Below are 26,003 nucleotides of genomic sequence, written 5' to 3'. Positions count from 1 at the left end.
CGACGCCGGAAAACCCAAAAAACTCGCCCTCATCGCCGTCGCCCGAAAACTCCTCATAACCCTCAACGCTATCATCCGAGACCAACGCCCATTCCAGGCCTGATCAAAACAGTTGCCCGCTCTGCGGCCTGCCTTCGCAGGCCATCCGGCGGGGATGACAAAAGGGGGCGCGGCGTCAATTGTACCTGTGCCCACAAAACTCCGTGAAATCCCGCACGGCCACGTAGCGGTCGCGGCGAACTCCGCCTACATTGCGCCCATGGCCAAGACTCACCCCCATATCGACGATCGCATCCGCGCCTTCATCGAGAAGCAGAAGATGTTCTTCGTCGCCACGGCCCCGTCCGGAGACGGCGGGCATGTGAACCTGTCGCCCAAGGGCTATGACAGTTTCCGCATTCTGGGACCCAATGAGGTCGCCTATCTCGATCTCGGCGGATCGGGGATCGAGACACTGGCGCATGTGCGCCAGAATGGCCGCATCACCTTCATGTTCTGCGCCTTTGAGGGAGCGGCCAACATCTTGCGGCTCTACGGCAAGGCCGAAGCGGTCTCCTTTGATGAGCCGGGCTTTTCCGACAAGCTCGCCCTCTTCCCGGACTTCCCCAAGGCGCGCACCATTTTCACCGCGAAGATCGACCGCATCCAGGACAGTTGCGGCTGGGGTGTGCCCTTTTACGACTATGCTGGCGAACGCGACCAGCTGATCCGCGCCAATGCCCACCGGTCCGACGAGGAATGGTCGGAGCGGCGCTATGTTTCGAACGCGGCCTCCATCGACGGCCTGCCCGGCCTGGTCAAGCCGGATGCAGCGGAGTAGTTCGCCATGCGCCTCAGCCTGATCCTCATCGCCGCCCTCGCCGTCTTCATGGCGCCGAATTTCTTCCGCTCCGGATGGGACGGAACGGCGGAGGCCGAGGTGACGGAAGCGGCAGGCGAGCGGCCGCGCCTGGCCGCCGTCATGTTCCGCTCCTCCTGGTGTTCGGCCTGCCGCATCATCGAGCCGCGCGTCGAGGATGTGCGCGCTGACTATGAAGACGCCGCCATCGGCTGGGTGAAGTTCGACTTCACGCTGGGTCGGCGCGAAAGCCTGCGCGAACTCGCGGAGGCTGAGGGCCTGACGGACATTTACAGCGAGGCGGCCGGCTCGACCGGCTTCATGCTGCTGATCGACCGCGAAACGGGCCAGGTCTTCGAGATGATCACGATGGATTACGGTCGCGACCAGATCCGCGAAGCACTGGACCGCTGGCTGCGCGTGGTCGAGCGGCTGGAAGCGGAGGGAGTTTAGCCGCCGCCCCCTCATCCCCCCTTCGGGGACCTTCTCCCGCGAGGGGAGAAGGCGTATGTGCGCGCCGCTGGCAAGAAGGCCCTCTCCCCTCGTGGGAGAGGGTGGCCCGAAGGGTCGGGTGAGGGGTCAAACACACAAAAAAGCCCCGGCCAGGCCGGGGCTTTCCAGTGTCACATCGGACCGAAAGATCAGCCCTGCGAGCGGATCTGTTCGCGGGCGGTGACCAGGAGATCGTCCATTTGCTTGCGCAGCAGATGGTCGGACATCTCGACGCCCTTGGCGTCAAAATCACCGCGCACCTTGCGGAAGACATCGTCATCGCCGGCTTCCTCGAAATCAGACGCGATCACCGCCTTGGCATAGGCTTCCGATTCCGGACCATCGAGACCCAGCAACTCGGCCGCCCACAGGCCCAACAGCTTGTTGCGGCGGGCGGTCGCCTTGAACTCGATCTCCTGATCGTGGGCGTACTTGTTCTCGAAGCCTTTTTCGCGATCGTCGATGCCCGACATGGGTCTCTCCCTGAAGACGGTCCTGATGGACGGTTGTGTTGCCTGTTGAGTAGCTTGGCCGCCCGGCCAAATCAATCTTTGCGCTGAAGCTCGCGCAGGCTTCATGCCGCACCGCGACAAGAGATTGCACCACAGGGCCGCGAGGGATATTTTCAGCCTCCGATGCGCGGTCCGGTCTTCGATTCGGGCCGCGTCGTGCTTTTTCATGGCCGGGCGTCCGCTGGGGGCTGCCGGGTCCGCCTCTGGAGCGCCCACCATGTCCCGTCGCAAGATGATTTACGAAGGCAAGGCCAAGATCCTCTATGAGGGCCCCGAGCCCGGCACCATCGTCCAGTATTTCAAGGACGACGCGACCGCCTTCAACAACCAGAAGCACGCGACACTCGAGGGCAAGGGTGTTCTCAACAACCGGATCTCCGAGCACATCATGCTCGGTCTCGGCCGGATCGGCATTCCGACCCATTTCCTCAAACGCCTGAACATGCGCGAACAATTGGTCCGCCAAGTCGAGATCATTCCGCTGGAAGTGGTCTGCCGCAATGTCGCCGCCGGTTCGATCAGCACCCGTCTCGGCGTGCCCGAGGGCGAGCAATTGCCGCGCTCCATCGTCGAATTCTACTACAAGAAGGACGAGCTGGGCGATCCGATGATCTCGGAAGAGCACATCACCGCCTTCAACTGGGCGACCCATCAGGAGATCGACGACATGATGGCGATGACCCTACGGGTCAACGACTTCCTGTGCGGCCTGTTCACCGGCGCCGGCATCCGCCTGGTCGACTTCAAGCTGGAATTCGGTCGCCATTACGAAGGCGACATGGTGCGCACCGTGCTGGCCGACGAGATCAGCCCCGACAGCTGCCGCCTGTGGGATCTCGAAACCAACGAAAAAATGGACAAGGACCGCTTCCGCCGCGACATGGGCAATGTCACGGAAGCCTATGCCGAAGTCGCTCGCCGTCTCGGCATCATGAAGGAAAGCGGCCAAGGCGCCGCCAATGGCGATGTCGGCAAGGGCGACGCGGCGAAGTAGGTCCTCGCCTTGACGGGCGAGGTGGATCGTCGCGAAAGCGGCGAGACGGAGTGGGTGATCGGCGGCCGGTGCCTGAACGCTGCGCGTTTCACCCGATCCGACCCGCCGCTTCGCGCCGGCCCACCTTCCCTTGTCTGGGGAAGGACCTGTGCAGTAACTGGGTTCGGAAGCCGGACGTCCAGCCCCAATCATCCATTTTTCCCGGAGGCGCGCAGCGCCATCCGGGACCAACGGGAGACTCATCATTTGCCGGACAGTCGGGTCGGTCCCGGCTCTCCACCCCGCTTTTGCGGGGCTCCGGCCGGGAAAAATGGTGAGGGTGAATTTACTAGAACGTGCGCCAGCGCAAAATCATCCATTGATGTCTTGCCGGGACTTCGCCTCACCCTCCTCGCTCCGCTCGCCCCCCCCTTCGTCCCGCCGCTCGCGCGTCGGGCCACTTCCCCCGCTTTGCGGGGGCAGAAAGAAGGTCTGCATCCCGGCCCTGCTGAATCCGTACGCCCCGCGAATTGCGCGCGCGACGACTCCGCTTTATGCAGGGGCGAAATGTCGTGACCAGCACAAGCGAGTCGAGCCCGTGAAAGCGAAAATCCACGTCTATCTGAAACCCGGCGTTCTGGACCCCCAGGGCGCCGCCGTTGCCGGCGCCCTGCACAATATGGGGTATGACGAGGTCGAAGCCGTCCGCCAGGGCAAGCTGATCGAGCTGGACCTGACCGGCGATGACGTCGAAGCCGCCCGCAAGCGCGTCGATGAGATGTGCGCCAAACTCCTCTCCAACCCGGTGATCGAGAGCTACTCGATCGAACTGGCGTAGGAGAGGCCGGCATCATGAAATCCGCCGTCATCGTCTTCCCGGGCTCGAATTGTGATCGTGATGCCCACGACGCGATCGAGACAGTCACGGGTCAAAAGCCGGCCATGGTCTGGCACCAGGAGAGCGAATTGCCCGAGGGCACCCAGTTCGTGATGGTGCCGGGCGGGTTTTCCTATGGCGATTATCTGCGCTGCGGCTCGATGGCCTCGCGCTCGGCCATCATGCCGGCCATTATCGCCCATGCCGCCACCGGCGCGCCGGTGCTGGGCGTGTGCAACGGCTTCCAGATCCTCACCGAGAGCGGCCTTCTGCCGGGCGCGCTGATGCGCAATGCCGGGCTGAAATTCGTCTGCGAGAAAGCGCCGCTCACGGTCGAGAATGCCAACACCCAATTCACCTCGCGCTATGAGGCCGGCGCCCAGCTTCTGGTCCCCATCGCCCATCATGACGGCAATTATTTCGCCGACGCCGACACGCTCGACCGGATCGAGGGCGAAGGCCAGGTGGTGTTCCGCTATGGCAAGAACCCCAATGGCTCGGCCCGCGACATCGCCGGCATCACCAATGAACAGGGCAATGTCATGGGCATGATGCCCCACCCGGAACGCGCCGTGGACACCGGCCATGGCGGCACGGATGGTCTGGCGCTGTTTGAGAGCCTGCTGGGGAGCGCTTAGGAACGGAAGGCGACCCCATGTCTGAAATCCGTTTGGCCGCAGGGCGAGTTTTCGCGAGCCACTATCAGATCCTGATCTGCCAGGACTCGAACAGACTTCTCCAAGACTCCGAAAACTGGGATCACGAGGCGTCGCAGCGAGGGTTTGCCGGAGCACCCTCCTATCGAATAGTTGGGACCGAAGCGGACCTCAACGATCATTGGGTCGAACTCGTTCTCGCTCAACGTCCGCCAAATCTCGATGAATGGGAGCGCGTCACATGCGTTGACTTCCGAACGCTCGACGGCGCAGTCCATGTAATGTCGATCATCGACAATCGTCCTTCAATTTCCTGCCGGGTACCGCCCGGTGAGTACTCGGCTTATTTCGCGGCACAAAATCTGGGCGTTGACCAATTAAGTCTCGGCGAAATCGGCGATGGATTGGAAGGTCGGCTGACCGACACCGAAATCGCAAGTCGCCGCGACCTCGAATGGTACCGAATTTATCTAGTTCCAGAACAAGCGCCGCGACTGGGTATTCTCACAGACCGAAATTAGTCGGCACAGCCCGTTTCGGAACTATATGCGCATCACCGCCAGTGACGGCGCAGCGGCGTAGCCGATGGCGCTGAGCGCCTCGACAAAGCTCTTCACGCTCGCCCCGCCATTCGGAGCCAACAGGCGACGGACATGGGTTTCGCCCTTGCCGAGCCGGCGGGCGAGCTGACTCTGGGCACCACGGCCCGTTGCGGCGACCCAGCGCGCGAGAACCACACGATAGGCTGTGACATGGTCGGGACAGACGAGGTTTTCGCCCGGTTGTCTCGGTGACGGGTCCGGCACGGCCTCGCCGCGCCGCAAGCGATCCCGAATCACCAGGTCGAGCGCGTCGCTGGCCTCTGCCAGGGCCTCGCCTTCGTCGGCCCCGTCGGTCGCCAGCTCGGGCAGGTCGCGACACTCGACCCAGCTCCGTCCGTCTTCATCTTTATGCAGCCGGACCGGATAGGCGAAAACCGTGAATTCAGCATTGTCCATGCCTGACTCCATTCAGAATTTCTCTTTCGGCACAGCAAGATCGCGCAACATCTTGGCCAACAAGCCCTTGCCGATCTCGCCCGACTTGACTGTCGTCGGCCGATTGTCGAGACGCACCAATTGGTGTCCGCCCTTGCCACGCTCCGGGGAAATTGCGAGATCGAGCCCGTTGGCCTTGGCGTAGGCTCTCAGGCGGCGAATAAAACCCTTGCCGTTCATGGAGCCTTCCTTCGATATAAGGCAGGACGCGGAACAACACAATAATGTGCGCACAAATATGTGCGCATACCGATTATCGCCTTGAGGTTGCATTATGACTCAATACTCGGACCAAGTCACCGCCGAGATCGTCAAGGAACACGGTATCAATGACGCCGAATACGCCGTCATTCTCGACCGTCTGGGCCGGGCGCCGAACCTGGTTGAGCTGGGTATCTTCTCGGTCATGTGGTCCGAGCACTGTTCCTACAAGTCATCCCGCGCGCATCTGGGCCGTCTGCCGACCTCCGGCGAGAAGGTGATCCAGGGGCCGGGCGAGAATGCCGGTGTCATTGATATCGGTGATGGCCAAGCCTGCATCTTCAAGATGGAAAGCCACAACCATCCCTCTTTCATCGAGCCCTATCAGGGTGCGGCGACGGGTGTGGGCGGCATTCTGCGCGATGTCTTCACCATGGGCGCGCGCCCGGTGGCGCTGATGAATGCGCTTCGCTTCGGCGCGCCCGAGCACAAGAAGACCACGCATCTGGTCTCCGGTGTGGTGGCCGGCATTGGCGGTTATGGCAATTGCGTCGGTGTGCCGACCGTCGGCGGCGAGACCAATTTCCATGCCGGCTACAACGGCAATATCCTGGTCAATGCGATGGCCGTCGGCCTCGCGGATGCCGATAATATCTTCTACGCCCGCGGCGCCGAGCCGGGCCAGCCGATCGTCTATGTCGGCTCCAAGACCGGCCGCGACGGCATTCACGGCGCGACCATGGCCTCGGCCGAGTTCGATGATGCCTCCGAGGAAAAGCGTCCCACCGTCCAGGTCGGCGACCCCTTCACCGAGAAAAAGCTGATCGAGGCCTGTCTCGAACTGATGGCCACCGATGCCATCGCCGCCATCCAGGACATGGGCGCGGCCGGCCTCACCTCCTCCTCTGTCGAAATGGCCGACAAGGGCGGCATCGGCATTGCGCTCGACATGGACAAGGTGCCCCAGCGCGAAACCAATATGACGACCTATGAGATGATGCTCTCGGAAAGCCAGGAGCGGATGCTGGTCATCATGAAGCCGGGTCGCGAGGACGTCGCCTACGAGATTTTCAAGAAGTGGGAACTCGATGTCGCGGTGATCGGCGAGACCACGGATACCGGCCGCATGGTGCTCACCCACAAGGGCGAGACCGTCTGCGACATCCCGGTCGCGCCGCTGGCCGATGATGCGCCGAAATATGAGCGCCCCTATTTCGCGCCGGAAGTGCGCGCCCAGCTCAATGCCAAGGACGTCGCCCAGCCGGACCATATGGGCGAGATCCTGCTGAAGATCATGGCGAGCCCGGACATGGCCTCCAAGGCCTGGATCTGGAAACAGTATGACCGCCACGTCATGGCCGACACCGCAGCCTCGTCGGAAGACCCGTCGGATGCCGCCATTGTCCGGGTGCACGGCACCAAGAAGGCGCTGGCCATCACCACCGATTGCACGCCGCGCTATTGTTTCGCCAACCCGTTCGAGGGCGGCAAGCAGGCCGTCGCTGAAGCCTGGCGCAATCTGACCGCCACCGGTGCCGACCCGATCGCCATTACCGATTGCCTCAATTTCGGCAATCCCGAGCGTGAAGAAATCATGGGTCAGTTCGTCGGCTGTATCGACGGCATGGCCGAGGCCTGCGCCAAGCTCGACTTCCCGGTCGTGTCCGGCAATGTCAGCCTCTATAATGAAACCAATGGCGTCGCCATTCCGCCAACCCCGGCAATCGGTGGTGTCGGCCTGATCCCGGACATGGCACAGCGTGCCCATTTCGGCGGCATGCGGGAAGGCGATATCCTGCTGGTCGTCGGCGAGACTGAAGGCAGCCTTGGCGCCTCGGTCTATCTCAAAGTCATTGAAGGCCGCGAGGACGGCGGTGCGCCGCTGGTCGACCTCGACGCCGAAAAAGCCAATGGCGACTTCGTGCGCGGCCAGATCCGCGCCGGACGCCTGTCAGCCTGTCACGACCTGTCCGATGGTGGCTTGGCCTGTGCCGCCGCCGATATGGCGCTGGCCTCGGACATGGGCATCAAGCTTGCCCATGAAGGCAATGTGCCGATGCACGGCTATCTCTTCGGCGAAGACCAAGGACGCTATCTCCTGGCGGCCGCCAAGGAAGATGCGATCGCCATCCTGCAGGACGCCAAGGCCGATGACATCCCGGTCCATGTGGTCGGTCTCGCCGGTGGCAAGGCGGTCACCGTCAATGGCGCCCACCCGCTGGAACTGGATCGCCTGCGCGCGGCCTGGGAGGGCTGGATGCCCGGCCTGATGGAGCAATTGGTCGAAGCGGCGGAATAGGCCGCATCACAGAACACGGCAAAAAGCCGCCGCGGTCTCGCGGCGGCTTTTTTTGATGGCCGGATGGTCCAGGGGATCAGCGTCCTGACGCTTCGCCGATCATGTCCAGATTCTCATCCGACTGGCGGGCGAAATCCGCGATCGCCGCGCTGGCGTCCTGGAAGAAGTCCAGCGTCATGTTTTCATAGGTGTCGGTCGGCTGGTGGTAATGCGGATGAAAATCGACGCCGAGATAGATGAAGGGGATGCCCGCGGCGTGGAAGGCGCCGCTATCGGTGAGATTGGTCCAGTCACCACCCGGCTCCTCGGTCGGCTCGTCATAGCCCATCGGCATCGACACCGTGGCGCGAGAGGCCACGTCTTCGACGATCGGCGTCAGGAAGGGATAGTGGTAGGTGCCGACAGCCCACAGGATTCGGTCTGTCGACATGGCGACCATGTCCATATTCAAGTTGAAAGTGATGTTCTCGACCGGGATTGGCGGATTGGCGACAAAGGCCCGCGCGCCCTGCAAGCCACGCTCCTCGGCGTCGACGAAGGCGAAGATCACATCATGCTCGGGCGGATCGGCGAGGAACATTTCTGCCACGGCGAGAACCGAGGCGACACCGGAGGCATTATCGTCGGCACCATTCCAGATTTGCTCGCCGCGCATGCCTTCGTGATCATAATGCGCTGAAACAACCATGGTCCGGGAGCTGTCGCTGGTCCCGTCGATGCGGGCCAGGATATTGACCCCGTCAACCTTTTCGCCCGTGCGTCGCATCTCGAATGAGAAACCGTGCTCATAGCTGTCGCCGACCGGGGCGACGCCCATCGCCTGGAGACGAGTGATGATATAGGCGCGGGCACGGGCATTGCCGTCGGTTCCGACCTCGCGGCCTTCCATGTCATCCGCCGCCAGGACGCGTAGATCAGTGAGCAATTGTGGCCGGTCGAGCGACCAGGCTTCACCCGCGCCACCGGGTTGGACGGCCGCACAAGCCGTCGTCAGCAAGGCCATGGAAAACATGGAAGAAGCCAGAATGGCGCGCATGGAAAACCCCCGGTTCAGAAAACAGCGGGCAGACTGCCATGCGTGGGCCAACCGCCCCACCAAATTTTCCGTAACAATCAGAACCAGCGACGCGGCGATGCGGCCGGCTCGCCCTCATGCGCGGGCCAATTGGCCTCGGACTGTTCCAGATAGCCGGGAATGTCGCGCTCCCAACGTTCCTGGATCGAGGCCGAGAAATTCATGTAGAGCACCCCATCAACGACGCGATAGGCCAGCGGGTCACTGCGGACCTTGCGATCATTCGCCAGCGCGTAGGCGCAATGACCGTCATAGGCCGGCGCATAACGCGCCGGATTGGCAACAAACAGGTCGCGATTGTCCTCGGTCGCGAAATACCAGGTCACGCCATTATACTCGGCGGTGATGCTGTCGAGCCCGGGTAGTGGCGCGTCCGAAGTGTGATAGCTGACCACGTCATGCCCACCGACGGGCCGGCCATCACGGTCGAGATAGGGTTCACCGGCATCGGCGATCCCGGCGAGGAACAAGGCCGCCAGGACAAGGTTGGCGAGGCCGAGGCCGAGGCGCACGACAAATTTGGCAGTGAAGAAGGCGGTCATGGTCTTTTCCCTTGCAGCAGTCACGACTAGCTTGGCGCAGATATGGGCTGCAGCGGCCTGCGCGGATAGTGCACGCGACGACACGTCCGGTCACGCTCGCGCCGGTTGGATGTGATCCATCGTGAAGCCAGGTCGTAAAGTCGCGACAGCCCGCCCGCCAGACATCCGACGAGGACACACCATGCCCATGCCCGCCACCGACATCATCGCCCTGATCAAGGCCGGAATTCCCGATGCCGAGGTCGAGATGACCGATCTGGCCGGTGACAATGATCACTGGAAAGCCGTCGTCACCGCAGAAAGCTTTCGCGGCAAGCTGCGCGTCGCCCAACACCAGATGGTCTACGCGGCGCTGGGCGGCAAGATGGGTGGTGAGCTGCACGCCCTCGCGCTGGAAACCCGGGTTCCCGCCTGATGATCGAGGCGGATGCCTTTTCCCGGCTCGGCTTTGGTGTCACCGGTCCGCACGCCGGGCTGGGCGCCGGGCGCGGTGCCACGACACGGCTGATCCACCAGGCGATTGATCTGGGCGTCACCCTGTTCGACACCGGCCCCGCCTATGGCCGGGGCGAAGCTGAGCGACGCCTCGGTGCAGCGCTGAAAACCGTGCCGCGGGCCAAGGTATTCGTCGCGACAAAGGCAGGCGTGCATGCCGGCGGTCATCGCGACCTGTCGGCCGGCGCGGTGGAGATGTCACTGCGAGATTCGCTGAAACGCCTGCAGCGCGACCATGTCGACCTCCTATTGCTGCACGGGCCCGCCCCGGACGAGCTGACCGACAAGCTGATCCGCCGGCTGCAGGCCTTCCGTGATCGCGGCATGATCCGCCATATCGGTGTGTGTGGTCGCGGCGGCGAGCTCGACCGCGCCATCGAACTCGGCGTTTTTGATGCGCTGATGGCACCGGTCAATGCGCGTCTCACCGAGGCGGAGCGGCAGCGACTCGAACAGGCCCGCGCCGCCGGGCTCTCGGTCATCGGCATCGAAACGATGGCCGGCGCTGCGCAGGCACCAAGCGTGCCCGGCTCGCGCGGCGATCTCTGGTATCTTGCACAGCGGGTCAAACAACGGCTCCAGCGTAATCCGGTAGCACCGACCACGGGCAGCCCGGCGGACAGTCTGCGCTGGGCCCTGTCCCAGCCCTACGCGAACAGTGTGATGTGCCTCACCACAAAACCGACCCATCTGGCCGCCAATGCGGCACTGGTTGCCGCTCTTGAAGCCAAGCAGCCGACGTCTTAGCTATCGATCAGGATGATCCGAGGAGTTCCGCCATGTCCGTGACCGCTCACGACAGCATCAAGTCGACCATCGACAACAACGACGTCGTGCTCTTCATGAAGGGCACGCCGGTCTTCCCGCAATGCGGGTTTTCCTCGGTTGTCGCGCGCGTGCTGGATCATCTCCAGGTCAATTTCGAGAGCGTCAATGTGCTCGAGGATGATGGTATCCGTCAGGGCATCAAGGAATTTTCGAACTGGCCGACCATTCCCCAACTCTATGTGAAGGGCGAATTCGTCGGCGGCTGCGACATCATCAAGGAAATGTTCGAGACCGGCGAGCTGCAAGCCTATTTCAAGGACAAGGGCGTCGTCGACGCTGCTTGAGCCCTGACGACCGACCGGATTGACCGATTTGGGGCATTCCGGCTCGCCAAACTAGCAATTCCACCCCATCCCGTGCTGAGACCGGCCGCCGCCTTGCCCGCTCCCCGAGCCCCGTGGAACACCATTCCCGGTGCAAGGAGTGATGATGGGCCGACTGATCGCAATCTCGAACCGAACGGCTGCCGACCCGAAGGCCCGCGCCGGCGGGCTGGCGGTGGCGGTCTGGGAATCTCTCAAGGAAACCGGCGGCAGCTGGTTCGGCTGGAGCGGCGAGCTGGTCGACGAGATACCACGCGGCACCAGCGTCTACCGCGATGAGGGCGTTGAATTCGTCCTTACCGACCTGACCCATGACGAGCATGAGGGATTTTATCTCAACTATGCCAACCGGGTGATCTGGCCGGTTTTTCACTACCGCATCGATCTTGCCTGCTTCGACAGCGACGCCTTCCAGGCCTACTCCGCTGTCAATCAGCGCCTGGCCAACATGGTCGCCGACCGGCTGGTGCCCACCGACACAGTCTGGGTCCATGACTATCATTTCCTGCTGATGGGCGACGCCCTGCGCCATGCCGGCTGGGAGGGACCGACCGGCTTTTTCCTGCATATCCCCTTCCCGCCGCCGGAGATTTTCCGTGCCATACCCGAGCATCACTGGATCGCCCGCGCCCTGTGCGCCTATTCGGTGATCGGCTTCCAGTGCTCCCGCGACCGCTCGAATTTCGTGCGCTACCTGGTCGATGATTGCGGCGGCAAGGAATTAAACGACGGCCGGATCTCGGTTTTCGGCACGACCACACGGATCGAGGCCTATCCGATCGGCATCGATCCGGCCGGTTTCATCGCGGCCGCCCATTCAGCTGTCGCAGACCGCGCCGCCGAACGGATCAGCCGCTTCCTGGGCGGCCGCGAACTCGTCATCGGCGTCGACCGGATGGATTATTCCAAGGGCCTGCCGCAGCGCTTCGAGGCGGTCGGACAGCTGTTTGACGACCATCCGGAAATGCATGGCAAGGTCTCGGTCACCCAGATCGCCCCGCCCTCGCGCTCGAAAGTCGAGGAATACCAGGAACTGCGACTGGAGCTCGACCAGCTGGCCGGACGGATCAATGGCGATCACGGCGATCTCGACTGGATCCCGTTACGCTACCTGGCACGCTCCTACACCCGCGAGGAACTGGCTGGCCTGTTCCGGATTGCCCGGGTCGGCCTCGTCACCCCCTTGCGGGACGGCATGAACCTCGTTGCCAAGGAATTCGTCATCGCCCAGGACGAAAGCGATCCGGGCGTTCTGGTCCTGTCGCAATTTGCCGGCGCGGCCGAGCAGATGAAGGACGCGCTGATCGTCAATCCGCACGATCGCAACAAGGTCGCCGACGCCATCCACCAGGCCCTGACCATGTCGCTCGAGGAACGCCAGGAGCGCTGGCGCAAGCTGCGCGATGTGGTCGTCGCGCAGGACATTGCCTGGTGGCGCAATCGCTTCCTCGAAGACCTCAAGCCGGCGGTGCCGGCATGAGCGAAACCCGTACCCGGTCCCACCGCGCCAACACGCATGACACGCCGGTCTTCAACGTCAGGCAAAACGCGCTTTTCCTCGATTTCGACGGCACGCTGGCGCCGCTGCAGGATGATCCCGACACGGTCTTCCTGCCACCTGGCGGCAGCGACATCCTTCAAGCGCTGGCCCGGGCGAGCGGCGGAGCGCTGGCCATCATCAGCGGGCGCGACATCCGCGACCTTGATCGCCGCATTCCCGGTGCCCTGTGGCGCATTGGCGGGCATGGCAGCGACTTCTGCGCCCCCGGTCGCCATCCCGCCGCCTGGGCACCCCCGGCTCCGGATGCACTGTTTCACGGAGCGCACCAATTGTGTGCTGACACACCAGGCACGCGCCTGGAAGTCAAAGGTCCCGTTCTGGCCTTGCACTATCGTGCGTCACCCGGCGCAGGACCGGCCCTGGCTGCGGCCCTGGCCGAGCTTGTCGCCGATTGCCCGGCCTACGGGCTGCAGGCCGGGAAGATGGTGTTCGAGCTCAAACCTGCGGCCGCCAGCAAGGCACGCGCTGTCGAGCGTTTGATGACGCTCCCCCCCTTCGCCGGGCGCTGCCCGGTGATGATCGGTGATGATGCGACCGATGAGGACGGCATGCGCGCTGCGATCGCGCTGGGCGGGTGGGCGATCAAGGTCGGCGAAGGCCAAACGAGCGCAACGACCCGTCTCGACGACCCGGCCCGAGTGTGGAACTGGCTGGAGGCACAACTCCCATGAATTCGCTGGAACTTGGCATTATCGGCAATGGCACGGTTGCCGGACTGGTCGACCCGCACGGCGCGTTGACCTGGCTTTGTCTGCCGCGGCTGGACGGCGAGCCGGTCTTCAACAGCCTGGTTGGCGGCAAGGGCCGGTTCGGCGTCGAACTCGCCGGTCAGGTCTCCGCCACCCAGCGCTATGTCCGCAATACGGCCGTGATCGAGACCGAGCTGGAAGCCGCCGACGGGTCGGCGATCCTGATCACCGATTTCGCGCCGCGTTTCATGGACAAGGGCCGCATGTTCCGCCCCGCCTCGACCGTACGCCGCATCACCCCGCTGCGCGGCATGCCGCGCATCTCGGTGACCCTGGCCGCATCCTGCCGCAAGGGCGCTGCCGAAATGCCGACCAAGCGCGGCGTCTCGCATGTCAGCTTTCTCGATGACAGCGCCGGTTTCCGGATCACCACCGACGCACCCCTCTCCTACATCATGGACCGGCGCGACTTTGTGCTCGACCATGAGGTCTCCTTCGTTCTGGGGCCGGATGAAAGCCTGTCAGACTCGGTCGGGGCGATGGCCAAGGACTGGTATGAGCGCACCTGCAATCACTGGCAGGACTGGTCACGCCGCCTCGCCACCCCGCCGGAATGGCAGGAGGCGGTGATCCGCGCCGCGATCACGCTCAAGCTCTGCGTCTATGAGGAGACCGGCGGCATCGTCGCGGCGCTGACAACCTCGATCCCGGAACATGCCGATAGCGAGCGCAATTGGGACTATCGTTTCTGCTGGCTGCGCGACGCCTATTTCACCGTCACCGCCCTCAATCGCCTGTCCGCCGTCGGCACGCTGGAAGGCTATATGGCCTATTTGCGCAACACCGTGGCCCTGACCAAGGGCGGGCATATCCAGCCGGTCTTCGGGATCGCACTTGAGATGGACCTGACCGAAATGATCGCCGCCGACCTGCCGGGCTATCGCGGCATGGGACCGGTGCGCTTCGGCAACCAGGCCGCCGAACACATCCAGCATGATGTCTATGGTCACGTCATCCTGGGCGCCTCCCAGGCCTTCTTCGACGATCGCCTGCAATCCAAGGCCGGCCGGCTCGAGTTCGAGCATTTCGAGGTCGTCGGTGAGCGCGCCTATGCCGTCTACAACACGCCCGATGCCGGAATATGGGAATATCGCGGCCGCGCCGATGTGCACACCTCCTCGGCCATCATGTGCTGGGCGGCCTGCGACCGCTTGGCCCGTATCGCCAGCGTCCTCGGTCTCGACGCGCGCCAGGACTACTGGACACTCCGGGCCAATGAAATCCGTGAAACCGTGTTGCGCGAAGCCTGGAATGAGAGCCGCCAGGCCTTCACCGGCGCCTTCGGCGGCGAAGCCTTGGACGCCTCTGTTCTCTTGATGGCCGAAATCGGCTTCATCACGCCGAATGATCCGCGTTTCATTGCGACGGTGGAGCGGGTCGATGAAGAATTGCGCGACGGCTACCACGTCTATCGCTACCGGGTCGCTGATGATTTCGGCAAGCCGAAGACCGCCTTCACCGCCTGCACTTTCTGGCATATCGACGCGCTGGCCCGGATCGGCCGGCTGGAGGATGCCCGCGCCATGTTCGAGGATGTGCTCGCCCACCGCACGCAGCTGGGCATATTGTCCGAGGATATCGATACGGCGAGCGGTGAGCTGTGGGGAAATTTCCCGCAGACCTATTCCATGGTCGGCATCATCAATGCCGCCTCGCGCCTGTCACTGAGCTGGGACGCGGTGGTCTGAGCGGTCTGCAACTGTCCGCCCTAGCGGCGGTTGGCCACATAGGTGCGGTTTTCGTTCCAGTCCCAGGGCCGCTCCGTATCGACCGGGTTGAGCACGATCACCTGGCCGCCAATCGGCACGCCGAGTTCCTCGAAACCGAAGCCGAGCTGGGTGCCCCAGGGCGCTGCCGTCGCGCACTGGTCCGGCGCTTCGCGGGTCAGGCGGACCGTGTAGATGTCGTCGTGATACTGCTGTACATCGACCCGGAAATCGGCGCGCGAGGTACAGCCATTGGTGTCGGCATGGACGATCAGGATATCGTCCTCGATCACGCGCCAATAGATGATGTTCTCAAGTGATGGGTCCGGTGCCGGCGCCTGACGGTTGGTGCCCGGGATGCGCATGTCGGAGATATTGATTGTCGGCAGCGCCGGCATGGCGGGCATGGGCGGCAGGCTGGGCAGGAGGCTGCGCCTCGCCTCGACCTGCGGCTCCCCGCTCGTTGCACATGCCGAAAGTGAAACAGCCAGCCCCAAACCGGCCAATACGCCCCGCCAACGCCCTGTCATCCTTGCCCCCAAAGACAGCCCCAATACGCGTCCGGACCCCGCATTTTGCCCCCGCGGCCCCGAACGTCGAGCCATACAATCAGGGTTTAACAATTGATCAACCACGGACTCGTGAGACGCGAAATCCCGAATCAACTTGCTGCAGAAAAAGGCAGGGCTGCGCGATGACAGGTCAGCGATGTCGCCGCTTGCCTGAACGGCATTCACCGGCACACTCCAAAACGTTCAGTCGGAGGCTGCCGGAATGCGACAATGGATCGGACACACCCTCGCAATGGCTGTGCCCGCCGCCCTCTCCATCCTGACGAACGCCGAATTCGCAGACCGGTGGGAGGGCGGTCAGGGAATGGGACCAGCCATCACGGTCGCGTTCGGCGGAATGGCCGCCTTTGTGTCCCTCGTAGCGGTTGCGATCGCGATTGTTGTCCATGGCGCGCCCCTGACCGATACCGGGCGCGTGCGACGCACACAAGGCGCGCTGGCCTGCCTTGGCGGCGCAGGCATGGCCCTGGTCTGGCTGGTCGTGATGATGTCCAGCGTCGACACCCGCGGACTTTCGCTCTCCCATAGCGAAGAGGAGCCTGCCTTCCTGACGGCAACGCTGACCGGCCTCGGTCTGATGTGGGCTTACTACTTCCTGATCACGGCGCGTCGAAAACCAGTTCCCTCCCGCTGACGGGCAGCCCGGACGCGAAATACCGCCCCGCGTGGTGTAGCGCTTTAACCTGTTGATCAGTCGTTCAGTTTTGAGCCGCGTCCGGCTATTATCCCGGTGCGCTGGAATCCGCCTGCCCGCCGCACCACATCCAAGGCCCGCCCTCCCGCGAACGGACATCGCGCGCATGAATGAAACCCTGTTCCTGTTCAGCCTCGTGATCGTGTTCAGCATCTTGTTGATCCCGCTTTCGACGCGTTTCAGGGCGCCCATCCTGCTGATTTTCCTGATCATCGGCATGCTGTTTGGCGAGGATGGTCCGGGAGGCATCCTGTTCGAGGATTTCGATCTCACCTACCAGGCCGGCTCGATATGCCTGGCGTTGATCCTTTTGTCCGGCGGGCTGGATACGCGCAGCACCGATGTCCGCGCCGCAGCCCTGCCCGCCGGCCTGCTGGCCGGCCCCGGCGTGATCCTGACCGCCGTTCTGGTCGGGTGCGCCTATGCACTGGTGTTTGATGCCTCCATCATTGAAGGTCTGTTGTTCGGCGCCGTGGTCAGTTCCACCGACGCCGCCGCCACCTTCATGGCGCTGCGCGATGGCGGCGTTACCCTGGCCCGCCGCCCGCGCCAGACCCTGCTGGTCGAGTCCGGCATCAATGACCCGATGGCCATCTTCCTGACAGTGATGATGGTGGAGATTGTCGACAGCGGCTTGCCGCTCTCGCTCGACACGATGGTCCAGTTCATGCCGGTGCTCGCGCTCCAGCTCGGCCTTGGCCTGGTGATCGGAATTTGCGCCGGCTGGTTGGCCGCACGCCTGATGGGGCGGATCAAATTGCCAACGGGGGTCCGCTCGCCCCTGCTGCTGGCGATGGGCCTGCTGGCCTATTCCGGCACCGGCCTGCTGGGCGGGTCCGGCTTCCTGGCGGTCTATCTGTTCGGACTGGGTGCCGCGAATTTCGGCACGACCCAACCGGTGCGCGCCATCCATTTCCATGAAGGCCTGTCCTGGATCGCCCAGATCTGCCTGTTTGTCCTGTTGGGCCTGCTGGTAACGCCCAGCGCCCTCGGCGACGTTCTCCTGCCGGGCCTGATCCTGGCCGCCGTGCTGATGCTGGTCGTGCGCCCGGTCTCGGTGATCGCCTGCCTGATGCCGCTTGGCGTTCCGCTGCGCGAACAGATCTATGTCGGCTGGATGGGCATGCGCGGGTCGGTGCCGATCTTCCTCGCCATCCTGCCCGTGGTCAGCCCGGGCCCGATCACCGCGGTCTTTTTCAACCTGGTCTTCGTGATCGTGGTGATCTCGCTGCTGGTACACGGGCTGACGGCAGCCCTGTCTGCCCGCTGGCTGGGCGTCGAGACAGACCGCGCACCCGAGCCGGACACCGCCGCATCCGAGTGCGACGACTGACACGAAAAAGGCCGCCCCGGTGTCCCGGAGCGGCCTGTTTCTGGTCGATTTGCGTCCTCTTACGAGGAGTAGAATTCGATGACCAGGTTCGGTTCCATCTGCACCGCGTACGGCACTTCAGAGAATTCCGGCATGCGGACGAAGGTGGCCTTCATCGCCTTGGCATCGAGATCGATATAATCCGGCAGATCACGTTCCGGGCTGTCCAGGGCTTCCAGGACCAGCGCCATCGAGCGCGAACGCTCGCGGACTTCGATCACGTCACCCGGCTTGCAGCGGTAGGACGGGATGTTGACCTTGATGCCATTGACCTTGACGTGGCCGTGATTGACGAACTGGCGCGAGGCGAAAACCGTCGGCACGAATTTGCAGCGGTAGACGATGGCGTCCAAGCGGCTCTCGAGGAGACCGATCAGCAGCTCGGCGGTGTTACCCTTACGGCGGGAAGCTTCGTCATAGGTGCGACGGAACTGCTTCTCGGTGATGTTGCCGTAATAGCCCTTCAGCTTCTGCTTCGCCATGAGCTGAAGACCGAAATCGGACATCTTGGTCTTGCGGCGCTGACCGTGCTGGCCGGGGCCATAGGAGCGCGAGTTGACCGGAGACTTCGGACGGCCCCACAGGTTTTCACCCATGCGGCGGTCAATTTTGTATTTCTGCGAATGACGCTTCGACATGTTCTCTCTTCTCTCGATGCGGCCCGGCAACACTCGGCATTGAGGTTGCGATTTAAACGGCGGAACTCACATCACCCGTACCCCGCGCACCCGTTGGCGCGCGAGAAGCGGGGTTTTACCTGTGTGGGCAGGGATGTCAATGGGTGCGGGCTGCGCACCGCGAAACAGCGCTGCGCTCCAAAACTCCCCGCCTTCCGAAACTCATATGTCAAAACCCCGTCGGGCCGGACGAGGCGGGTTATCCCCCGCGGGACATCTTCTTTACGCGGACACAAGCCGATATAGTCGGCGGGTATCAAATCGCCGCTACTCCGCCGCGTCCGGCACTGTCAACGCGGCCTCCATCGGGCCCGTCGTCAGTATCTCGAATTCGCGCTCAATGGTCCTTGGCCAGAGAGCGCTGGCGACCAAGGCGCTAGCGATCGCACCGGCGAGGAAGCCGCCAATGAAGGGGCGCTTCACGATACGCAGGACGCGCTGCACCCCATCCCGTACCCAGATCGCCGGCGGCGGCCCAGGCAAGGCCCCTGCAGCCTCGACGGGCGCAGTCAGACTATAGCCGATACGTGGCAGGGTGCGGATCAGGCTGGCATCGCCCAACAGACGTCGCAGGCGGGAAATGGCCTGGTTGAGCGCTTCATCACTCCCATCCTCCTCCCACACCGTGTCGAGAAATTCGTCGCGGGTGACCGGGCTGACGCCGCGCCGGGCGAGCAGGTGCAGGACGCCCGCAAGGCGCGGTTCGAGACGATGCGTCTGCCCGTCCCGAACCAACTCGCAGGCCAGCAAATCGCAATGCGCCGCGCCGATCCGGAATCGCGTGACAGCGAGGTCTGCAGAGTGCGAAGAATGTGTCATGACGGCCTATCCAACAGGTTTTGGTCAGGACGCCGACCACCCGCCGCCCTAGCCAGACAAGGCTAACATGAGCAAGGAGCAGCAAGACCATGAAAGCTTTGTCATTCCTCAGACGCGGATCACCCCGCCTTATCCGCTCGGTCGGCATGACGCTGGGCCTGGCGTTGGCGATCAATGCCGCGGCACCCGCCCAGACAGCCCCGGTGAGCATTGATCCTGTCGTCGACCGCGGTGCCACCGGCGACCGCCTCTCCGATGCCTTCGACGCGCTCGAAGCGGCCGGCTTCACCGGCGTTGTCGGCCTGTCGCACGAAGGCGAGACCGTGTTCTTGCGCGGCGCCGGCGAAGCTGATCCCCAGACCGGCCGTCGCTACGGCCCGGACACCCAGGTTGATACCGGCTCGATTACGAAGAGCTTCACCGGCATGCTGGCGGCCCAGCTGATCAGCGACGGTACCCTGTCCGCCGACTTGCGTCTGGCTGATGTCTTTGACGACGTCCCGTCTGACAAGGCCGATATCACCCTGCACCAGATGCTGACCCATGCGGCCGGCTTCCCCGGCGCGGTCGGTGATGATCTGGCCGATGAGGACTTCGACACTTTCCTGGCCAATGCCTTCGCCGCCCCGCTGCAGTTCGAGCCGGGCACGGGTTACCACTATTCCAATGTCGGGTTTTCGCTCGCCGCCGCGATCATGGAACACGCCACCGGACAGAGTTATGAAGCCCTGCTGCGCGACCGGCTGGCAAGGGTTGGCATTCACAACACCGGCTATCAGACCGCCTTTGATCACGAACGTTCGGTCCATCTGGACGACGGTCGCGACGTGGCGGATACCTCCTGGGGCGGCCATCCGCCGAACTGGAACCTGATCGGCAATGGCGGACTGGTCTCGACCGCGCCGGACATGCTGGCCTGGCGCCAGGCCTGGTCGGCCGGTGAGCTGATCTCGCCGCAGGCGCGCGATCTCGGCCAGACGCCGTTTCAGGATGAGGGCGGCGGTGCGTCACACTATGGGTATGGGCTGGTGGTCGAGGATGATCCCGCACTCGGCCGGATCTACTGGCATAATGGCGGCAATCCGCATTTCAACGCCCATTGGCGCGAACTGGCGGATCATGGCCTGATCCTGTTCGTCGGTACCGACCAGCGTCGTTTGAACGCCGACCGGGTTGTCGATGTGCTGACGGCGGCCTGGTTTGGCCAGCCCTATGAGGTCACTGCGGCGCCGACCGCGTCGGATGCGCCGATTGAGCTGCCGGACACGCCAGCCGGACAGCTGGTAGCTGACTTCATGGCCGCACTGAGCGGCGATGCTGCAGCGCACCAGGCGTTCATCGAAGCGCGTTTCACAGCAGACATGATCGCCTTTGCAGAGATGGATCGACACCTGGCCATGTTCGCCCAGCTGGCGGCGGATTTTGGCGGGCAGCCCGTGCTCGGATTCGAGGCCGGCGAGCAGCATGTGCGCTTCACAGTGCTCGCACCGTCGATGGGCGAAGCCGTCGCGATCCAGTTCGACACCACCGGCAGCGAGACACGCCGGATCGCCGGCCTTCAGATCGGGTAGGAAAACAGGCGCCGGTCGGCACGCGGCCGGCGCCTGATGCCTATCTGGCGCTGTAGGTCATGAATTCAGCGCGGGTCACACGACCATCCCCGTTCGCATCAATATCGTTGAAAACCGCGGTCACGCTCGTCACGGCGGACTCCTCGGCATCAGCAATGACCCGATTAAGGAAGTCCGGCGAGGCGACACCAGCCTGGGCGTCCATGCCAAGATCGGCGAGTGCGGTCTGGACCGAGCCGGTGACTTGGGCGCGCAGTTCCGGGCCGAGCTGACCCTCGGCAGTCAGGCCGGCCTCGATGAAAAGCTCGGCGAGGTCGAAATCATTGCTGCCGTCGCGGTCGACCGAGGCAAAGCTGGCTTCGGGGTCGTTGCGATCGGCGTCGACCGGTGTGGCGGTCTGCAGGCCCGAGACAACCGCCACGGCGGTCACGAGGGCGAGGAAACTGGCAGGCATGGTGTACTCCTTCACATTGAGTTGGGGGAGCACCCGGCGACGATGGCGCGAAGCGGGCCAAGTCTCAACATAGGCGCGAAGCACTTCGCTGGCTGTCACGCCATGCGACTGACACGCCTCCATGAAGTCCTGCTTGGTGCGGTGACCAATGCGGATCTCCAGGGTTTCGCTCTGCTTTTCACGCCGTTTCATCTTGTCTCCGGCCCGTGGCGCGGGCCGACCCTTGTTTCACGCTGGCACCTGAGTGCAGCTCCAGAGCGCCACACCATGCAGGTCAAGAAGAACCGATTTGCCGTCCCGACGCACGTATTTTCACGTCCGGACACTGATTTCATTGATGAAATTTTGGTCACGCTCCGGACGCAACTGCCAAGACGAGAGCACCGAGCGTCACAAATCCTTGCCTTGTCGCGCGGCGCCTGCCTGACTAGCTGCGTCAGGGCCTGTTGTTCCGGGTTCCGATTGTCTGCCTTGGGGGTTTTCATGCTTGCTCGCCTTTTCACCCTGTCTGCGCTCGCCAGCCTTGTCGCGGCCTGCAGCCACCTGCCCACCCTGTCCGGTGACCCGGACACCCCCTTGGCTGATATGGCTGGCGATCCGCCCGTCGTCATCATGATCGGCCTTGATGGTCTGCGCTTTGATGCCATCGACCGTCATGAGGCGCCAAACCTGCGCGCCCTCGCCGCCCGCGGCACCCGGCCCGAGCGCATGATATCGGCGATGCCAACCAAGACCTTCGTCAATTTCTACTCGCTGGCGACCGGGCTTTACCCCGAACATCACGGCATGGTGTCCAACTCCCCCTGGGACCGGCGGCTCGACGAGACCTTCTCCAATTCCGGCGGCAGCCCCCAGGATCCGCGCTGGTGGGGTGGTGAACCGATCTGGATCACGGCGGAGCAGCAGGGCCTGCGCTCGCACATCATGTTCTGGCTGGGCTCGGAAGTGGAAATCCAGGAAACCCGCCCGACCGTCTGGCACCCGTACGAACACGGCCGCCCCTATGAAGACCGCGTCGCCGAAGTGCTGGAATGGTTCGATGCTCCGCTTGCCGAACAACCGCGCTTTGCCGCCGTCTATTTCGACCATGTCGACACGATCGAACATCGTTTCGGTGTCGAGACCGAGGCCGAAGCCGACGCCGTGGCCCATGTCGACGCCCTCGTCGGTGACCTGGTCGCCGGTCTTGAAGCACGCGGCGTGATGGACCGGGCGACGATCATCATCGTCTCCGACCATGGCATGGTGAATGTCTCGACCGAACGCACCATCGCGGTGGACGCCCATGCCGATCTCGACGGCCTCTTCATCGAAGAGTTTGCCGGCGACTATGGTGCCGGCCTCGAACCCTTCCTGATGGGCTATGGTGATGAGGCGACCGTGGACCGCGTCTACGCCGAACTGCGGGACGCCGATCCGCACATGCGCGCCTATCGCCGTCAGGACATGCCGGCGCACTGGCATTTCGATCATCCGGACCGCGGCCCGGACCTCTTCATTCTGGCCGACCCGGGCTGGTTGCTCACGACGAGCGAAACCGACCTGAGCAACCCCTATCTCGCCGGCCTCGCCGCCACCCATGGCTATGACAATCACGCCGACACGATGGGCGCCACCTTCATCGGCGCCGGCCCGATCTTCCCGGAAGGCAGCCGCCCGGCCGCTTTCGAGAACATCAATGTTTATGGACTCATCGCCTGTGCACTGGACCTCGAGCCTGCACGGACCGATGGTAGCGCCGAGGAAGTCGAGCGGATCACAGGCGGGCGCTGCCCCGCGGAATAGGCGGAGGGTCAGGATGGCGGAGACGATCACGCGTAGGGCCGCAATCGCGACAGGTGCGGCCTTGGGGCTGACCGCCGGCGCCGACGCCGCCTCGCTCTGCACGCCTGTCCGGCTGAGCGACCCGGAAACCGGTCTCGCTTTAGAGCCAGGTTGGCGTTGGCAGGCCATCAATGATGTGCCCGTGCGCCTGCAAGAAATTTACCCGGCAACGCTGGATCACGAGATAATTGTCGCTGGCGGTTTCTCGCCTGACGTGGCGAGCGGCGAACCCATGGGCGTGCTGGACCGGGCTTTCAGGGGCGTGATCTGGGACGACGAGCAGGCGCCCTGCGGCGATGGTCCGCGTGTCGAATGGCACGAAATCGCGCCCCTTCCGGAGCCTCGTCACCATCCCAACTTGGTCGGGCATCAAGCTCATGTGTACGCGATTGGCGGGTTTCGGGTCAGCCCTTCGGGGGCTTGGACGATGATACCCAATCTGACGCGGTATGATCGACAGAACGATGTCTGGAGCGAAACAACGCCACTTCCCGAGCCTTTCGCCGAGACCTGCGCCGTGTCACTGGGCGGGTTCATTCATGTCGCCACCGGGCGTCAGCCTGCTGCCGCATCAAATGGCCAATGGGTCGACCATCGGGACAGCGGGGCACATTTTGCCTTTGATCCGGACGCGCAGGAATGGACACGGCGCGCGCCCAACCCCAATCCTCGCAATTCCGCAGCCGGCGTCACCCTGGACGGGAAGTTTCATGTCATCGGTGGACGGCGTGTCGACGATGGAAACAAGGCCAGCCACGAAGCTTATGACCCTGTTTCCGACACTTGGCACAGCCGGGCACCCCTGCCCCAAGCCCAAGGTGGATTGGCCGCCGCCGTCTCGCGCGGGCGCATTTTTGCGTTCGGGGGCGAGTATTTTTCGAATGGCGGCGGCGTTTACCCACAGCTTTGGATCTACAATGCGCGCACAGATGCGTGGGAAGCCGGGTCGGACATGGCCACGCCTCGCCACGGTTTGGGCGGTGTCAGCATTGACGGGCATATCTACGCAATCGGCGGCGCCGCCGGACCAAGTGGTCAAGGCACATCGAATATTGTCGAGCGCCTATCCTGGCACTTCGTCTAGCCGGGCTTGGTGATCATCAGCCAGAGAATGGCGATCAGCGCCGCAAAGGCCGGCCAGCCGAGGGCGAACCAGATTCGCATCAGCCGGTGCACATCGGCGGGAATGTCGGGACCGGAGGTCACGGCCAAGCGCGCCTTGACCCGCATCTGGATCCACACGACCGGCAGCCAGCAGGCGCCGATGAAGAGGTAGAGCGCGACACTCGCTACCAGCCAGGGCGCAGTCAGAGGCCAGCCGGCGAGATGGGCCAGGGCGAGGCCTGAGATCGGTTGCAGGATCACCGCGCTCGCGGTGAATACCCAATCCGCCAGCACGACATGGCGGGCGACCATGGCAAAGGCGGCACGGTCACCGCTGCGCCAGGCCATCAGCATGAAAAAGGCGATCGCCGCCCCCGAGCCGAACAGCACCGCCGCCCCCAGGATGTGGACCAGCCGCAGGACCGGATAGAGCTCCATCAGCGTTCATCCTCGGTCGCAGCGATCATCAGGGCCAGCGCCATCATCGGGAAAACTTTCAGGATCGGACCGAGGGCGTCGGCCCACAATCCCGGCAGGGTCACGCTGAGGGTGAAGATATAGGCGAAAGTCCCGGCGATCATGATCGCGGCCAGCCAGCGCACCCGCCATTTGGCCAGCATGCCCAGTCCCATGGCGATGTCGAACAGGGAACCGAACCATAAAACAGACGGCCGGGCTGCCTCGGAAAACCCGCCGGCGGCGAGCACGGAATAGGCGTGATCCTTGGCGATGGTGAGCGCCAGCACGCCGGTCATGAGCCAGTAGAGGCCCAGCACCCAGCGCGCCAGCGGGCGGGCAAAGCCGAGTCTGGCATGCCAGCGATCCTGCAGCCCGGCGGGATGGGCCGCGAGCCAGTCGTGGAAGCCGCGCGGCGCGGCGCCGGTCGCCGCCATCCAGTCGGACGGGTCGCCCTCAACGTCGAAATCGAGCTGTTTGAGCGCGTTGGAGCGCATGGAGGTGCGCACACCCATCCAGCCCAGAAGATCACCAATCCAGAAGGCCGGCCGCGCCAGCCAGCGTGGCACGGCCAGGATGCGGCTATCGCCGAAACCAAGCCAGCGCCGATAGCCGCGCACGGTATCGGCAAGGCTGACCCGTTCCGGTCCGGCGAGGTCATAGCTGGTGCGCGACGGAGCGCCAGGACGGATCAGGTCAGCGATCGCGGCACAGAGATCGTCCATGCCGATCGGGCGAAAGACCTGCTCGCCACCGACAACCGGCGTCACAAAGGGCAAACCGCACAAGCTGCGCACCAGCGCCGTGCCGCCATAGACATTACGGGCGATGACAAGGGAGGGGCGAAGGATCAGCCAGTCGAGATCGCAGGCCTTGAGCGCCGCCTCGCCGGCCAGCTTGTCGCGGGCATAGTCCGAGCCGGCCGCCGCATCGACACCGACCGCGGAGATGTGCAGAACGCGCCGCACCCCCGCCCGTTCACAGGCTTGAAACAAGGCACTCGCCCCGTCGATATGGGCCTTGCGGCTGCTGTCGCCACGCCCGTCCTGCAGCACACCGACGCAATTGATGACGACATCGACACCGGTCAGTCGGGGCAACCAGTCATCGATCATGTCACGGCGAAAGTCGCAGCTCGTCCAATCCAGCCACGGAGCCCGTTGCCGGGCCGTTTCCACATCACGTGCGGCGGCGAGCACCTGATGCCCGCCAGCATGGAGATCAGCGGCGATGTGCGAGCCGATGAACCCGCTCGCCCCGGCAATCAATACGCGCATCAACTGGCCCCCTGCCCGC

General features: G+C 63.7%; 29 protein-coding genes. 18 read left to right on the top strand and 11 right to left on the bottom strand.

The genetic code is table 11. The features are described 5' to 3' along the window. Window positions 1–259: 259 nt before the first annotated feature. Both AWH62_RS11255 and AWH62_RS11250 read left to right on the top strand, forming a co-directional pair. Window positions 260–820 carry a pyridoxamine 5'-phosphate oxidase family protein gene (locus AWH62_RS11255; protein ID WP_075190572.1) on the top strand — a complete coding sequence of 187 codons (561 nt, stop codon included), beginning with the start codon at window positions 260–262 and terminating at the stop codon, window positions 818–820. A gap of 6 nt (window positions 821–826) precedes the next feature. Further along, window positions 827–1,291, top strand: a complete 465-nt coding sequence (locus AWH62_RS11250) for a thioredoxin family protein (RefSeq protein WP_075190571.1) — start codon at window positions 827–829, stop codon at window positions 1,289–1,291. 188 nt (window positions 1,292–1,479) lie between these two features. Here the strand turns inward: AWH62_RS11250 and AWH62_RS11245 are convergent, their stop codons facing one another. Continuing rightward, window positions 1,480–1,803, bottom strand: coding sequence for a DUF1476 domain-containing protein (locus tag AWH62_RS11245; protein WP_075190570.1), 324 nt, complete (start codon window positions 1,801–1,803; stop codon window positions 1,480–1,482). A gap of 256 nt (window positions 1,804–2,059) precedes the next feature. Here AWH62_RS11245 and purC point away from each other — a divergent pair, with 256 nt between their 5' ends. From purC to comJ, 4 genes are all read left to right on the top strand, one after another. Beyond that, the gene (purC, locus tag AWH62_RS11240; protein WP_075190606.1) at window positions 2,060–2,836 is read left to right on the top strand and encodes a phosphoribosylaminoimidazolesuccinocarboxamide synthase; all 777 of its coding nucleotides are present in this window, start codon (window positions 2,060–2,062) and stop codon (window positions 2,834–2,836) included. Window positions 2,837–3,413: 577 nt separating this feature from the next. After that, entirely contained in the window at window positions 3,414–3,653 is a 240-nt protein-coding gene (purS, locus tag AWH62_RS11235) for a phosphoribosylformylglycinamidine synthase subunit PurS (protein ID WP_075190569.1), read from the top strand. Window positions 3,654–3,667: 14 nt separating this feature from the next. Beyond that, on the top strand, window positions 3,668–4,330 hold the full coding sequence (gene purQ, locus AWH62_RS11230) for a phosphoribosylformylglycinamidine synthase subunit PurQ (RefSeq protein ID WP_075190568.1): 663 nt from the start codon (window positions 3,668–3,670) through the stop codon (window positions 4,328–4,330). A gap of 17 nt (window positions 4,331–4,347) precedes the next feature. Then, the gene (gene comJ, locus AWH62_RS16850) at window positions 4,348–4,869 is read left to right on the top strand and encodes a competence protein ComJ (RefSeq protein ID WP_143743027.1); all 522 of its coding nucleotides are present in this window, start codon (window positions 4,348–4,350) and stop codon (window positions 4,867–4,869) included. Window positions 4,870–4,890: 21 nt separating this feature from the next. On the opposite strand, the gene AWH62_RS11215 is transcribed toward comJ, so the two are convergent. Both AWH62_RS11215 and AWH62_RS11210 read right to left on the bottom strand, forming a co-directional pair. Beyond that, window positions 4,891–5,346 (bottom strand): type II toxin-antitoxin system HicB family antitoxin, encoded by a 456-nt coding sequence (locus AWH62_RS11215; RefSeq protein ID WP_143743026.1) that lies wholly within the window; start codon window positions 5,344–5,346, stop codon window positions 4,891–4,893. Between the two features lie 12 nt (window positions 5,347–5,358). Further along, window positions 5,359–5,565 (bottom strand): type II toxin-antitoxin system HicA family toxin, encoded by a 207-nt coding sequence (locus tag AWH62_RS11210; RefSeq protein ID WP_075190564.1) that lies wholly within the window; start codon window positions 5,563–5,565, stop codon window positions 5,359–5,361. A gap of 94 nt (window positions 5,566–5,659) precedes the next feature. On the opposite strand from AWH62_RS11210, the gene purL reads away from it, so the two are divergent. Then, entirely contained in the window at window positions 5,660–7,885 is a 2,226-nt protein-coding gene (gene purL, locus AWH62_RS11205) for a phosphoribosylformylglycinamidine synthase subunit PurL (protein ID WP_075190563.1), read from the top strand. Between the two features lie 76 nt (window positions 7,886–7,961). Here purL and AWH62_RS11200 read toward each other — a convergent pair whose 3' ends face one another. Then, window positions 7,962–8,921 carry a M20/M25/M40 family metallo-hydrolase gene (locus AWH62_RS11200; RefSeq protein ID WP_083635153.1) on the bottom strand — a complete coding sequence of 320 codons (960 nt, stop codon included), beginning with the start codon at window positions 8,919–8,921 and terminating at the stop codon, window positions 7,962–7,964. A 77-nt stretch (window positions 8,922–8,998) separates the two neighbouring features. Next, window positions 8,999–9,502 (bottom strand): YHS domain-containing (seleno)protein, encoded by a 504-nt coding sequence (locus AWH62_RS11195; protein ID WP_083635152.1) that lies wholly within the window; start codon window positions 9,500–9,502, stop codon window positions 8,999–9,001. Window positions 9,503–9,683: 181 nt separating this feature from the next. Between AWH62_RS11195 and AWH62_RS11190 the strand changes: the two genes are divergently transcribed. From AWH62_RS11190 to AWH62_RS11165, 6 genes are all read left to right on the top strand, one after another. Beyond that, on the top strand, window positions 9,684–9,917 hold the full coding sequence (locus AWH62_RS11190) for a BolA/IbaG family iron-sulfur metabolism protein (protein WP_075190562.1): 234 nt from the start codon (window positions 9,684–9,686) through the stop codon (window positions 9,915–9,917). Then, window positions 9,917–10,744, top strand: a complete 828-nt coding sequence (locus AWH62_RS11185) for an aldo/keto reductase (RefSeq protein WP_075190561.1) — start codon at window positions 9,917–9,919, stop codon at window positions 10,742–10,744. Before AWH62_RS11190 ends, AWH62_RS11185 begins: the two co-directional genes overlap by 1 nt. Before the next feature lie 32 nt (window positions 10,745–10,776). Continuing rightward, complete coding sequence (gene grxD, locus AWH62_RS11180; protein ID WP_075190560.1) at window positions 10,777–11,109, top strand: Grx4 family monothiol glutaredoxin; 333 nt, start codon at window positions 10,777–10,779, stop codon at window positions 11,107–11,109. A 145-nt stretch (window positions 11,110–11,254) separates the two neighbouring features. Then, window positions 11,255–12,628 carry a trehalose-6-phosphate synthase gene (locus AWH62_RS11175; protein WP_075190603.1) on the top strand — a complete coding sequence of 458 codons (1,374 nt, stop codon included), beginning with the start codon at window positions 11,255–11,257 and terminating at the stop codon, window positions 12,626–12,628. Then, complete coding sequence (otsB, locus tag AWH62_RS11170) at window positions 12,625–13,380, top strand: trehalose-phosphatase (RefSeq protein ID WP_075190559.1); 756 nt, start codon at window positions 12,625–12,627, stop codon at window positions 13,378–13,380. Before AWH62_RS11175 ends, otsB begins: the two co-directional genes overlap by 4 nt. After that, entirely contained in the window at window positions 13,377–15,146 is a 1,770-nt protein-coding gene (locus tag AWH62_RS11165) for a glycoside hydrolase family 15 protein (RefSeq protein WP_075190558.1), read from the top strand. Before otsB ends, AWH62_RS11165 begins: the two co-directional genes overlap by 4 nt. A 20-nt stretch (window positions 15,147–15,166) precedes the next feature. On the opposite strand, the gene AWH62_RS11160 is transcribed toward AWH62_RS11165, so the two are convergent. Continuing rightward, complete coding sequence (locus AWH62_RS11160) at window positions 15,167–15,694, bottom strand: hypothetical protein (RefSeq protein WP_158025619.1); 528 nt, start codon at window positions 15,692–15,694, stop codon at window positions 15,167–15,169. A gap of 274 nt (window positions 15,695–15,968) precedes the next feature. On the opposite strand from AWH62_RS11160, the gene AWH62_RS11155 reads away from it, so the two are divergent. Next, entirely contained in the window at window positions 15,969–16,370 is a 402-nt protein-coding gene (locus AWH62_RS11155) for a hypothetical protein (protein ID WP_075190556.1), read from the top strand. Window positions 16,371–16,536: 166 nt separating this feature from the next. Then, complete coding sequence (locus AWH62_RS11150; RefSeq protein ID WP_075190555.1) at window positions 16,537–17,763, top strand: potassium/proton antiporter; 1,227 nt, start codon at window positions 16,537–16,539, stop codon at window positions 17,761–17,763. Window positions 17,764–17,822: 59 nt separating this feature from the next. On the opposite strand, the gene rpsD is transcribed toward AWH62_RS11150, so the two are convergent. Further along, the gene (gene rpsD / locus AWH62_RS11145) at window positions 17,823–18,440 is read right to left on the bottom strand and encodes a 30S ribosomal protein S4 (protein WP_075190554.1); all 618 of its coding nucleotides are present in this window, start codon (window positions 18,438–18,440) and stop codon (window positions 17,823–17,825) included. A gap of 306 nt (window positions 18,441–18,746) precedes the next feature. Next, window positions 18,747–19,298, bottom strand: coding sequence for a winged helix-turn-helix domain-containing protein (locus AWH62_RS11140; protein WP_083635151.1), 552 nt, complete (start codon window positions 19,296–19,298; stop codon window positions 18,747–18,749). An 89-nt stretch (window positions 19,299–19,387) separates the two neighbouring features. On the opposite strand from AWH62_RS11140, the gene AWH62_RS11135 reads away from it, so the two are divergent. Further along, a complete protein-coding gene (locus AWH62_RS11135; RefSeq protein WP_075190552.1) occupies window positions 19,388–20,869 on the top strand; it encodes a serine hydrolase in 1,482 nt (493 codons plus the stop codon). 40 nt (window positions 20,870–20,909) lie between these two features. Here AWH62_RS11135 and AWH62_RS11130 read toward each other — a convergent pair whose 3' ends face one another. Next, complete coding sequence (locus AWH62_RS11130; protein WP_075190551.1) at window positions 20,910–21,515, bottom strand: EF-hand domain-containing protein; 606 nt, start codon at window positions 21,513–21,515, stop codon at window positions 20,910–20,912. A 291-nt stretch (window positions 21,516–21,806) separates the two neighbouring features. Between AWH62_RS11130 and AWH62_RS11125 the strand changes: the two genes are divergently transcribed. Both AWH62_RS11125 and AWH62_RS11120 read left to right on the top strand, forming a co-directional pair. Then, the gene (locus AWH62_RS11125) at window positions 21,807–23,108 is read left to right on the top strand and encodes a nucleotide pyrophosphatase/phosphodiesterase family protein (protein WP_075190550.1); all 1,302 of its coding nucleotides are present in this window, start codon (window positions 21,807–21,809) and stop codon (window positions 23,106–23,108) included. 13 nt (window positions 23,109–23,121) lie between these two features. Then, the gene (locus AWH62_RS11120; RefSeq protein ID WP_075190549.1) at window positions 23,122–24,231 is read left to right on the top strand and encodes a hypothetical protein; all 1,110 of its coding nucleotides are present in this window, start codon (window positions 23,122–23,124) and stop codon (window positions 24,229–24,231) included. Here the strand turns inward: AWH62_RS11120 and AWH62_RS11115 are convergent. Further along, the gene (locus tag AWH62_RS11115; RefSeq protein WP_075190548.1) at window positions 24,228–24,689 is read right to left on the bottom strand and encodes a DUF2269 domain-containing protein; all 462 of its coding nucleotides are present in this window, start codon (window positions 24,687–24,689) and stop codon (window positions 24,228–24,230) included. The two genes, AWH62_RS11120 and AWH62_RS11115, sit on opposite strands and share 4 nt — an antisense overlap. Then, on the bottom strand, window positions 24,689–25,984 hold the full coding sequence (locus AWH62_RS11110; RefSeq protein WP_075190547.1) for an NAD(P)H-binding protein: 1,296 nt from the start codon (window positions 25,982–25,984) through the stop codon (window positions 24,689–24,691). The genes AWH62_RS11115 and AWH62_RS11110 overlap by 1 nt, the downstream gene beginning before the upstream one ends. Window positions 25,985–26,003: the final 19 nt, after the last annotated feature.

This window comes from Maricaulis sp. W15 (assembly GCF_001924955.1).
In the GTDB taxonomy this organism is placed as follows: Bacteria; Pseudomonadota; Alphaproteobacteria; order Caulobacterales; family Maricaulaceae; genus Maricaulis; species Maricaulis maris.
Note: the sequence above shows the minus strand (reverse complement) of the source record. Positions and strands in the feature narration are given on the sequence as shown.

Coding starts and splice junctions, on each gene's coding strand:
- AWH62_RS11255 (WP_075190572.1), top strand. CDS start 260: ATGGCCAAGACTCACCCCCATATCGACGATCGCATCCGCGCCTTCATC.
- AWH62_RS11250 (WP_075190571.1), top strand. CDS start 827: ATGCGCCTCAGCCTGATCCTCATCGCCGCCCTCGCCGTCTTCATGGCG.
- AWH62_RS11245 (WP_075190570.1), bottom strand. CDS start 1,803: ATGTCGGGCATCGACGATCGCGAAAAAGGCTTCGAGAACAAGTACGCC.
- purC (WP_075190606.1), top strand. CDS start 2,060: ATGTCCCGTCGCAAGATGATTTACGAAGGCAAGGCCAAGATCCTCTAT.
- purQ (WP_075190568.1), top strand. CDS start 3,668: ATGAAATCCGCCGTCATCGTCTTCCCGGGCTCGAATTGTGATCGTGAT.
- comJ (WP_143743027.1), top strand. CDS start 4,348: ATGTCTGAAATCCGTTTGGCCGCAGGGCGAGTTTTCGCGAGCCACTAT.
- AWH62_RS11215 (WP_143743026.1), bottom strand. CDS start 5,346: ATGGACAATGCTGAATTCACGGTTTTCGCCTATCCGGTCCGGCTGCAT.
- AWH62_RS11210 (WP_075190564.1), bottom strand. CDS start 5,565: ATGAACGGCAAGGGTTTTATTCGCCGCCTGAGAGCCTACGCCAAGGCC.
- purL (WP_075190563.1), top strand. CDS start 5,660: ATGACTCAATACTCGGACCAAGTCACCGCCGAGATCGTCAAGGAACAC.
- AWH62_RS11200 (WP_083635153.1), bottom strand. CDS start 8,921: ATGCGCGCCATTCTGGCTTCTTCCATGTTTTCCATGGCCTTGCTGACG.
- AWH62_RS11195 (WP_083635152.1), bottom strand. CDS start 9,502: ATGACCGCCTTCTTCACTGCCAAATTTGTCGTGCGCCTCGGCCTCGGC.
- AWH62_RS11190 (WP_075190562.1), top strand. CDS start 9,684: ATGCCCATGCCCGCCACCGACATCATCGCCCTGATCAAGGCCGGAATT.
- AWH62_RS11185 (WP_075190561.1), top strand. CDS start 9,917: ATGATCGAGGCGGATGCCTTTTCCCGGCTCGGCTTTGGTGTCACCGGT.
- grxD (WP_075190560.1), top strand. CDS start 10,777: ATGTCCGTGACCGCTCACGACAGCATCAAGTCGACCATCGACAACAAC.
- AWH62_RS11175 (WP_075190603.1), top strand. CDS start 11,255: ATGGGCCGACTGATCGCAATCTCGAACCGAACGGCTGCCGACCCGAAG.
- otsB (WP_075190559.1), top strand. CDS start 12,625: ATGAGCGAAACCCGTACCCGGTCCCACCGCGCCAACACGCATGACACG.
- AWH62_RS11165 (WP_075190558.1), top strand. CDS start 13,377: ATGAATTCGCTGGAACTTGGCATTATCGGCAATGGCACGGTTGCCGGA.
- AWH62_RS11160 (WP_158025619.1), bottom strand. CDS start 15,694: ATGACAGGGCGTTGGCGGGGCGTATTGGCCGGTTTGGGGCTGGCTGTT.
- AWH62_RS11155 (WP_075190556.1), top strand. CDS start 15,969: ATGGCTGTGCCCGCCGCCCTCTCCATCCTGACGAACGCCGAATTCGCA.
- AWH62_RS11150 (WP_075190555.1), top strand. CDS start 16,537: ATGAATGAAACCCTGTTCCTGTTCAGCCTCGTGATCGTGTTCAGCATC.
- rpsD (WP_075190554.1), bottom strand. CDS start 18,440: ATGTCGAAGCGTCATTCGCAGAAATACAAAATTGACCGCCGCATGGGT.
- AWH62_RS11140 (WP_083635151.1), bottom strand. CDS start 19,298: ATGACACATTCTTCGCACTCTGCAGACCTCGCTGTCACGCGATTCCGG.
- AWH62_RS11135 (WP_075190552.1), top strand. CDS start 19,388: ATGAAAGCTTTGTCATTCCTCAGACGCGGATCACCCCGCCTTATCCGC.
- AWH62_RS11130 (WP_075190551.1), bottom strand. CDS start 21,515: ATGAAACGGCGTGAAAAGCAGAGCGAAACCCTGGAGATCCGCATTGGT.
- AWH62_RS11125 (WP_075190550.1), top strand. CDS start 21,807: ATGCTTGCTCGCCTTTTCACCCTGTCTGCGCTCGCCAGCCTTGTCGCG.
- AWH62_RS11120 (WP_075190549.1), top strand. CDS start 23,122: ATGGCGGAGACGATCACGCGTAGGGCCGCAATCGCGACAGGTGCGGCC.
- AWH62_RS11115 (WP_075190548.1), bottom strand. CDS start 24,689: ATGGAGCTCTATCCGGTCCTGCGGCTGGTCCACATCCTGGGGGCGGCG.
- AWH62_RS11110 (WP_075190547.1), bottom strand. CDS start 25,984: ATGCGCGTATTGATTGCCGGGGCGAGCGGGTTCATCGGCTCGCACATC.